Origin of the sequence: Micromonospora sp. CB01531 (assembly GCF_001905095.1) — a bacterium.
In the GTDB taxonomy this organism is placed as follows: Bacteria; Actinomycetota; Actinomycetes; order Mycobacteriales; family Micromonosporaceae; genus Micromonospora.
This window is the reverse complement of record NZ_LWLS01000017.1, coordinates 1-7,834: the sequence shown is the minus strand read 5'-3', so window position 1 is coordinate 7,834 and position 7,834 is coordinate 1. Positions and strand designations below refer to the sequence as shown.

The following is a 7,834-nucleotide window of genomic DNA, read 5'->3' as shown; positions in this document are numbered from 1 at the left end:
TGTGCAACTCCCGACAAACGAACAGTCACACCATTTTTGGTGGTTGGTTGTTTGACATGTCGATAGAGTTACGGCGGTCATGGCGGAGGGGAAACGCCCGGTAACATTCCGAACCCGGAAGCTAAGCCCTTCAGCGCCGATGGTACTGCACTCGGGAGGGTGTGGGAGAGTAGGACACCGCCGGACAAACTTTCCAGTCGAGGGCCGCCCCAGCAGGGTCGGCCCTCGACTGCGTTAGCGTCCTTGGCGACGCACTCAGGAAGGATGTACCTGTGAGTTCAGGACCGCACGGCGGAGATCGCCCCCGTCGTTACGAGGACCGCGCCGACCGTGGGCAGGGGCGCGATGACGCCCGCCGCGACGACCGTCCCTCGTACCGGGGCAGCCGCGACGACCGCTCGGGCGGCTCGCGCGGCGGCTACGGCGGTGACCGCCGCGAGGGTGGCTCCCAGTCGGGTTCCCGTGAGGGCGGCTTCCGCGGCGGTGAGCGTCGCGAGGGTGGCTTCCGTGGCGGCGACCGTGAGGGCGGCTTCCGTGGCGGTGAGCGCCGCGAGGGCTTCCGCCGTGACGACCGGGGCACCGGCTTGCGCCGCGATGACCGCCAGGGCGGCTTCCGCGGCGGCGAGCGCCGGGATGACCGCGACGGTGGCCCGCGCGGCGGTGACCGCCGCGAGGGCGGCTTCCGCCGGGACGGCGGAGCGCCGCGCGAGGGCGGTTTCCGCGGCGGGGACCGTGAGGGCGGTTTCCGTGGTGGTGAGCGCCGCGAGGGTGGCTTCCGCGGCGGCGACCGCCGGGATGACCGTGACCGTGGCCCGCGCGGCGGGGACCGCCGCGAGGGGGGCTACCGCCGGGACGGCGGAGCGCCGCGCGAGGGCGGTTTCCAGGGTGGCGAGCGCCGTGAAGGTGGTTTCCGCGGCGGCGACCGCGAGGGTGGTTTCCGTGGCGGTGACCGCGAGGGTGGTTTCCGTGGCGGTGAGCGCCGTGAGGGTGGCTTCCGCGGCGGCGACCGCGAGGGTGGTTTCCGGGGTGGCGAGCGCCGTGAGGGTGGTTTCCGGGGTGGCGAGCGCCGTGAGGGTGGCTTCCGCGGCGGCGACCGCGAGGGTGGTTTCCGGGGTGGCGAGCGCCGTGAAGGTGGCTTCCGCGGCGGCGACCGCGAGGGTGGTTTCCGGGGTGGCGAGCGCCGTGAAGGTGGCTTCCGGGGTGGCGAGCGCCGTGAGGGCGGCTTCCGCGGCGGCGACCGCGAGGGCGGCTTCCGGGGTGGCGAGCGCGAGGGCGGCTTCCGGGGTGGCGAGCGCGAGGGCGGCTTCCGGGGTGGCGAGCGCCGTGAGGGCGGTTTCCGCGGCGGCGACCGCGAGGGTGGCTTCCGGGGTGGCGAACGCCGCGAGGGCTTCCGCCGTGATGACCGTGAGGGCGGCTTCCGGGGTGGGGAGCGCCGTGAGGGTGGCTTCCGCGGCGGCGACCGTGAAGGTGGCTTCCGGGGTGGGGAGCGCCGTGAGGGTGGCTTCCGCCGCGACGACCGCGAGGGCGGTTTCCGGGGTGGGGAGCGCCGCGAGGGCGGCTTCCGTGGTGGCGACCGCCGCGAGGGTGGGTTCCGTCGCGAGGACAACCGCCCGGGCGGTTTGCAGGGCGGGCGGGAGCGTACCGAGCGGGACGGGGAGCGCCGGGGCTACGGCGACCGGCCGCGCCGGGACGACGGCCGGCAGGGCGGCTACGGGCCGCAGCGGGAACGACGGGACGACCGGTTCGAGCGCGCCGAGGGACGTACGGGCGAGCGGGCAGCGGAGCCGGCGCTGCCGGACGAGGTGGTCGCCAGCGACCTCGACTCCACCGTCCGGGCCGAGCTCCTGTCGCTGGCCAAGCCGGTGGCGGAGACCGTCGCCCGGCACCTGGTCGCGACCGGCCTGCTGATCGACGACGAACCGGCGGAGGCGCTGGCGCACGCCATGGCGGCCCGCCGGCTCGCCTCGCGGATCGCGGCGGTGCGGGAGGCGGTCGGGCTGGCCGCCTACCACGCCGGGGAGTGGCAGACCGCCATCGCCGAGCTGCGCACGTATCACCGGATGACCGGGCTGCAGAGCCACCTGGCGGTGCTGGCCGACTGCGAGCGGGCGCTGGGTCGCCCGGAGCGGGCGATCGACCTGTTCCGTGGGGCGGACCGGGAGAAGCTCGACCAGGCCGTGGCGATCGAGCTGCTGATCGTGGCCGCCGGGGCGCGGGGTGACCTCGGGCAGAAGGACGCGGCCGTGGCGATGCTCCAGGTGCGCGAGCTGACCGCCGACTCGACCGAGGCGTGGGCCGGGCGGCTGCGCTACGCCTACGCGGACGCGCTGCTCGCCGTGGGCCGCCGCGAGGAGGCACGGGAATGGTTCTCCCGGGCCGCCGACGTGGACGCCGAGGGCGAGACCGACGCCGCGGAGCGACTGCTGGAGCTTGACGGCGTGATCATCGAGGGCGACGACGAGGACGACGAGGAGCTCGCGGCCGGACCGGGTGCTCCGGGCGGCGTGGCGGCCCAGCCGGACGCCGACCTCACCGGCGGCTCCGCCGAGGACGCACTGGACCGCCGGGACGACGACGCGGACGACCTCGATGACGAGGACGAGGACGACGAGTTCGACGAGGACGACGACCTCGACGGGGACGCGGACGAGGACGCCGCCGGTGGCGACCGGGACGACGTCGCCGACGACGAGGACGACGACCTGGACGACGACGACCTCGACAGCGACGCGCGGCTGCGCGGTGGGGACATCGAGGGCGAGTCCGCCGGTTACCGCGACCGCAACGCTGCCGACCTCGGCGACGACGAGCTGACCGACGCCACGGCCCGATCGCTCGCCGACGACGCCACGGCGACCGGGGATGCCACGACGGCCGACCCGGCTGAAGGCTCGCCGGCCCCTTCCGCCGAGGCGGGCGGTACGGCGGAGGCGCCCCGCACCGTTGAGACGGACCGCAGCGCGGAGGCGGACCGCCAGTGACCGAAAACGCCGGGGAGCGGCTGGTCGACGGGTACACCCTGGTCGTCTTCGACCTGGACGGGGTGATCTATCTGATCGACCGGCCGATCCCCGGCGCGGTCGAGGCGGTCGCCCGGCTGCACGCCGAGGGCCGGGCGGTGGCGTACGCGACGAACAACGCCTCGCGCCGCTCCAGTGAGGTGGCCGACCTGCTCACCGGCATGGGCGTGCCGGCCCGGCCGGAGGAGGTGCTCACCTCCGCCGCCGCGACCGCCGAACTGCTGCGCGACCGGCTGCCGGCCGGCGCGCCGGTGCTGGTCGTCGGGGCGGAGGCGCTGCGTGCGGAGCTGCGTGCCGTCGGCCTGCGGCCGGTGGCGACGGCCGACGAGGAGCCGGCCGCCGTGGCCCAGGGCTACGGCCCGCAGGTCGGCTGGGTCGACCTGGCCGAGGCGTCCCTGGCGGTCCGGGCCGGCGCGCCCTGGTACGCGACGAACACCGACCGGACACTGCCCAGCCCGCGTGGCCCGTTGCCGGGCAACGGTTCCCTGGTGGCGGTGCTGCGTACCGCCTTGGGCCGGGACCCGGACGTGGTGGTGGGCAAGCCGGAACCGGCGCTCTTCGCCACCGCCGCCCGGCGCGCCGGCGAGGGGCGGACCCTGGTGGTCGGCGACCGGCTGGACACCGACATCGAGGGTGCCCGCCGGGCCGGGCTGGACAGCCTGCTGGTGCTCACCGGCGTCAGCGGCGTGCCCGAGCTGCTGGCCGCCCCGGAGGAGCGCCGACCGGCGTACGTCTCCGTCGACCTGGCCGGGCTCTTCGACCCGGCGGCGGTGGTCCGGGTGCCGGGCGCGCCGGACGGTGGCGGCTGGTCGGTGAACGTGGCCGACGGCGGGCTGGTCCTGGACGGCGCGGGACGCCCGCTCGACGCCCTCGCCGCGCTCTGCGCGGTGGCGTGGTCGACGGGCGTCGGCCCGCGGGTGCGGCCCGCGTCCCCGGCGGCGGCGGAGGCCCTCGCCGCGCTGGGCCGGGCCGACTGACCTCCCCGGGCGGCCGGGTCCGCTTGGGTCAGAGCAGCTTGCGGAGCTTCATCAGGTCGAACGGGTTCGCCTTGATGGACACCCGTCGGGCGGCGAGCGCCTTGGCGAGGTCGAGCTGGCCGCGCACAAGCGCGACCAGGTCGTCGCTGGTGGTGTTCAGCGCGATCTTCGCCTTCGGGTCGTCGCCTTCGGTCAGGTCGACCAGCCGGCCGCCCTCCAGCTTGCCGTGGAACGCCGTGTCCAGGTCGGTGATCCGGCACGCCAGGGTGCGGTCCAGGTCGATCCGCTCCTGCGCCTCCGCGTGGCCGTTCAGCCGGGCAGCCAGCTCCTGCAACGCCTGCCGGCACTCGTCCACGCTGGCCACATCGTCTCCTCACCACGCCACGCCGTTCCCCGGCACCGTACCGCAATGGGACGTCCGGGGTGCCCGGTAGCGTGAACACCTGCACACCCCCGCCCCGTGGAAGGACTCAGGCATGCAGGACGCGTGGCGCGCCTATCTCGAGCTGGCCATGGGCCTGACGGAGGCGCCCCGGAAGAAGGCCCAGGACGCCGTGCGACGCGCGGTCGGCCAGGGCGGCGCCACCGCCGCCCAGCTCCAGGCGCTCGCCGAGGAGCTGGTCTCCACCGGCCTGGCGAACCGGGAGGCGCTGACCAAGCTGATCCGCTTCGAGGTGGACCGGGCGCTGGGCGCGGTCGGGCTGGCCACCGCCGACGAGGTCGCCGAGCTGACCCGCCGGGTGCACGAGCTGGAGCGGCAGCTGCGCGAGGCGAGGACCGCCCCGATCCCGGCCGAACCGACCGCCGCGGCCCCGGTCTCCGCCCCGCCGGGCCGGCCGGCGCCGACCCCCGGCAAGGCGGTGGCGAAGAAGGCCGTGGCGAAGAAGGCGATTGCGAAGAAGCCGGCCGCGACGGTGTCGCGTACCTCGGCCGAGGAGGCGCCGGTCAGGCCGGTGAAGAAGGTGGCCGGCCGCAAGCAGACCGGCGGTGCCTCGTCATGACCACGCCATACCGCCCCGGCCCGCCGCCGGTCGGCCCCCGTCCCGGGCCGCCGCCGGGGGCACGGCCGGCGCCCGCCCCCGTCGAGGACGTGGGGGATGCCCGGCACCCGGCGGTGGATGCCGCGGTGCACGCCATGATCAATGCCGAGGCGCTCTCCCCGGCGGACCAGATCGCCCAGTACGAGGCGGCGTACGAGACGTTGCGCGAGACCCTGGCCAGCATCGACCAGGCCTGACCGAGGCGGAGAAGAACCACCCATGGCACGTCGTACCCGGCTGGATGCCGAACTCGTCCGCCGCGGCCTGGCCCGCTCCCGCGAGCAGGCCGCCGCGCTGGTGGAGGCCGGCCGCGTCCAGCTGCGGGGGGTGCCGGCCCGCAAGGCCGCTGCGATGGTCGACCCCGCCGACCCGCTGCTGGTAACCGGTGCCGACCCCACCGCCGAGTACGTCTCCCGCGGCGGCCACAAGCTGGCCGGGGCGCTCGCCGCGTTCGGCCCGGACGGGCTGACCGTCGCCGGCCGGCGCTGCCTGGACGCTGGCGCCTCCACCGGCGGCTTCACCGACGTGCTGCTGCGCGCCGGCGCCGCCGAGGTGGTGGCGGTCGATGTCGGGTACGGGCAGCTGGCCTGGTCGCTGCGGAACGACGACCGGGTGCGCGTGTTCGAGCGCACCAACGTCCGTACCCTCACGCCGGAGGCCGTCGGCGGCGAGGTTGACCTGACGGTGGCCGACCTGTCGTTCATCAGCCTGCGGCTGGTGCTGCCGGCGTTGGCCGGCTGCACCGCCCCCGCCGGCGACCTGGCGTTGATGGTCAAGCCGCAGTTCGAGGTTGGCAAGGAGCGGGTCGGCGCGGGCGGCGTGGTCCGCGACCCGGAGCTGCGCGCGGAGGCGGTGCTCGACGTGGCCGCCGCGGCGGCGCAGCTCGGCCTGGGGTTGGCTGGTGTCGCGGCGAGTCCGCTGCCGGGGCCGAGCGGCAACGTCGAGTTCTTCGTATGGTTACGCCGGGACGCGCCGGCCGCGGACCCCGGGCGGGTCCGCGCGGTGGTGGCCGCCGGCCCCGAGGGCTTCCCGCCTCCGGCCGACGCGCCGGAGCCCACGACGGAGGAGGTGTCCGGGTGAGCCGAACCGCTCTGCTGGTGACGCACACCGGGCGTCGGCGCAGCACCGAGCACGCCCGGGCGGTGGCGGCGGACCTCATCGCGGCCGGCTTCGAGGTGCGGGTGGTGGCCGAGGAGGCCGACGATCTGGACCTGCCCGGCGTGGTGCCGGTGACCGGACTGGAGGCCGCCGAGGGAGCCGAGATCGTCTTCGCGCTGGGCGGGGACGGCACCTTCCTGCGCGCCGCCGAGCTGGCCCGACCGGCGAAGGCGCCGCTGCTCGGCATCAACCTCGGCAAGGTCGGCTTCCTCGCCGAGGCGGAGATCGACGACCTGGACAGCGCGGTACGCGACGTGGTCGGGCGCAACTACACCGTGGACGAACGGCTCACGCTGGACGTGACCGCGGAGTTCGACGGCGGCCCGACCATCGAGTCGTGGGCGCTGAACGAGATCAGTGTGGAGAAGGGCGAGCGGGCCCAGATGCTGGAGCTGCTGGTCGACGTGGACGGCCGGCCGCTGTCCCGGTACGGCTGCGACGGCGTGGTCTGCGCGACCCCGACCGGCTCCACCGCGTACGCGTTCTCCGGTGGCGGCCCGGTGGTCTGGCCGGAGGTGGAGGCGTTGCTGCTGGTGCCGATCAGCGCGCACGCGCTGTTCAGCCGCCCCCTGGTGACTGCGCCGACGTCCACCTTCGCGATCACGGTGGACCCGTTCACCACCCTCGCGGTGCTCTGTTGCGACGGGCGGCGGGTGTACGACCTGCCCCCGGGAGCCCGGGTCACCGTGCGCCGGGGTGCGCTGCCGGTGCGCATCGTCCGGCTCAAGGCGCGGCCGTTCACCGACCGGCTGGTCGCCAAGTTCGACCTGCCGGTGCAGGGCTGGCGGGGTAGCCGCCGCTGAGTGCGGGCTCAGCGGTCGGGGCGCACCGGCATCGTCCGGTCGGCGTACCCGGGCCGGGTCGCCAACGGGTTACCGTAGGAGCCTCCCCCGACGGCGGTGTGCCGCCGCCGGGGCCGGCAGCGACCGTCGAGTGGACGGTCCTCGGGGCGTGCGGGCTGCGTTGAGGTGGAGTCCGGGCGGGGCGGTAGGCCCGTGTCCGCCCGGACGCGCGGCCCGGCGGCCGTGGGCCTGGCCAGGGGGTGGTCGGGACCGCGGCGGTCGGGGTGCCGGAGGAGTCGCGGGCCGGCCGCGGCGGGCGGACCGGTTGAGCCGGACCCGATCGGGTGTCGACCCCGATCAGGTCGGTGGATCGGCGAGCCGTCGCCGGAGGAAGCGACGGCTCACGAGCCGAGCGGCGAAGCGCTCGTCCGGCACCCCGGCCATCAGCCGTACCGTCCCCGATCGACAACCCGCCGGCCATCCGGCGGTCCGGCCCCGGCCGGCCGTTGTCCACCTGGTGACATGTCGCCGATGCGGCAGGCCGCAGCTAGTAGCACTTTGTTAGGTGTCGGGTGTGTCGTTGGTGGCTTCCATGTGGATGGTGGTTGGCTGGTGGTGTGACTCCGGAGCAGATCGAGCAGGTACGTCCGCGGCTGGTTGAGTTCGCTGCGCGGATGTTGGACGGTGCGGTTCGGCGGTCGGACCAGCGGGTCAAGGGTGAGTTGTATGTGCGGGGGCTGCTCACCGACGGGGCGCGTAAGTCGATGCAGCCGATGGCGGAACGTCTCGGCGTCGATCATCAGCAGTTGCAGCAGTTCGTGACGTCTTCGACCTGGGACTATGCGACGGTGCGGGGG

General features: G+C 75.2%; 8 protein-coding genes, 1 rRNA gene and 1 pseudogene. 8 read left to right on the top strand and 2 right to left on the bottom strand.

What is annotated here, in order from left to right; genetic code table 11:
• Nucleotides 1-69: 69 nt before the first annotated feature.
• Nucleotides 70-186: ribosomal RNA gene (rrf, locus tag A6A27_RS05050) — 5S ribosomal RNA — on the top strand.
• A 92-nt stretch (nucleotides 187-278) separates the two neighbouring features.
• Here rrf and A6A27_RS05045 read toward each other — a convergent pair.
• Nucleotides 279-1,886, bottom strand: a complete 1,608-nt coding sequence (locus tag A6A27_RS05045) for a hypothetical protein (RefSeq protein ID WP_073833331.1) — start codon at nucleotides 1,884-1,886, stop codon at nucleotides 279-281.
• Between A6A27_RS05045 and A6A27_RS05040 the strand changes: the two are divergent.
• A pseudogene (locus tag A6A27_RS05040) lies at nucleotides 1,863-2,696 on the top strand (hypothetical protein); the annotation flags it as partial. The gene A6A27_RS05045 and the pseudogene A6A27_RS05040 overlap by 24 nt on opposite strands.
• 281 nt (nucleotides 2,697-2,977) lie before the next feature.
• Complete coding sequence (locus A6A27_RS05035; RefSeq protein ID WP_073833329.1) at nucleotides 2,978-3,997, top strand: HAD-IIA family hydrolase; 1,020 nt, start codon at nucleotides 2,978-2,980, stop codon at nucleotides 3,995-3,997.
• 28 nt (nucleotides 3,998-4,025) lie between these two features.
• Here A6A27_RS05035 and A6A27_RS05030 read toward each other — a convergent pair whose 3' ends face one another.
• Nucleotides 4,026-4,361 (bottom strand): SCP2 sterol-binding domain-containing protein, encoded by a 336-nt coding sequence (locus A6A27_RS05030; protein ID WP_073833327.1) that lies wholly within the window; start codon nucleotides 4,359-4,361, stop codon nucleotides 4,026-4,028.
• Between the two features lie 112 nt (nucleotides 4,362-4,473).
• Here A6A27_RS05030 and A6A27_RS05025 point away from each other — a divergent pair, with 112 nt between their 5' ends.
• The 5 genes from A6A27_RS05025 to A6A27_RS44845 all read left to right on the top strand — a co-directional run.
• Complete coding sequence (locus A6A27_RS05025; RefSeq protein WP_073833326.1) at nucleotides 4,474-4,998, top strand: phasin family protein; 525 nt, start codon at nucleotides 4,474-4,476, stop codon at nucleotides 4,996-4,998.
• Entirely contained in the window at nucleotides 4,995-5,234 is a 240-nt protein-coding gene (locus tag A6A27_RS05020) for a hypothetical protein (RefSeq protein WP_073833324.1), read from the top strand. Before A6A27_RS05025 ends, A6A27_RS05020 begins: the two co-directional genes overlap by 4 nt.
• A 22-nt stretch (nucleotides 5,235-5,256) precedes the next feature.
• Nucleotides 5,257-6,117, top strand: a complete 861-nt coding sequence (locus A6A27_RS05015; protein ID WP_073833323.1) for a TlyA family RNA methyltransferase — start codon at nucleotides 5,257-5,259, stop codon at nucleotides 6,115-6,117.
• Nucleotides 6,114-6,998 (top strand): NAD kinase, encoded by an 885-nt coding sequence (locus A6A27_RS05010; RefSeq protein WP_073833321.1) that lies wholly within the window; start codon nucleotides 6,114-6,116, stop codon nucleotides 6,996-6,998. Before A6A27_RS05015 ends, A6A27_RS05010 begins: the two co-directional genes overlap by 4 nt.
• Before the next feature lie 653 nt (nucleotides 6,999-7,651).
• On the top strand, nucleotides 7,652-7,834 hold a 183-nt coding region (locus A6A27_RS44845; RefSeq protein WP_198940202.1), incomplete at its 3' end, for a transposase.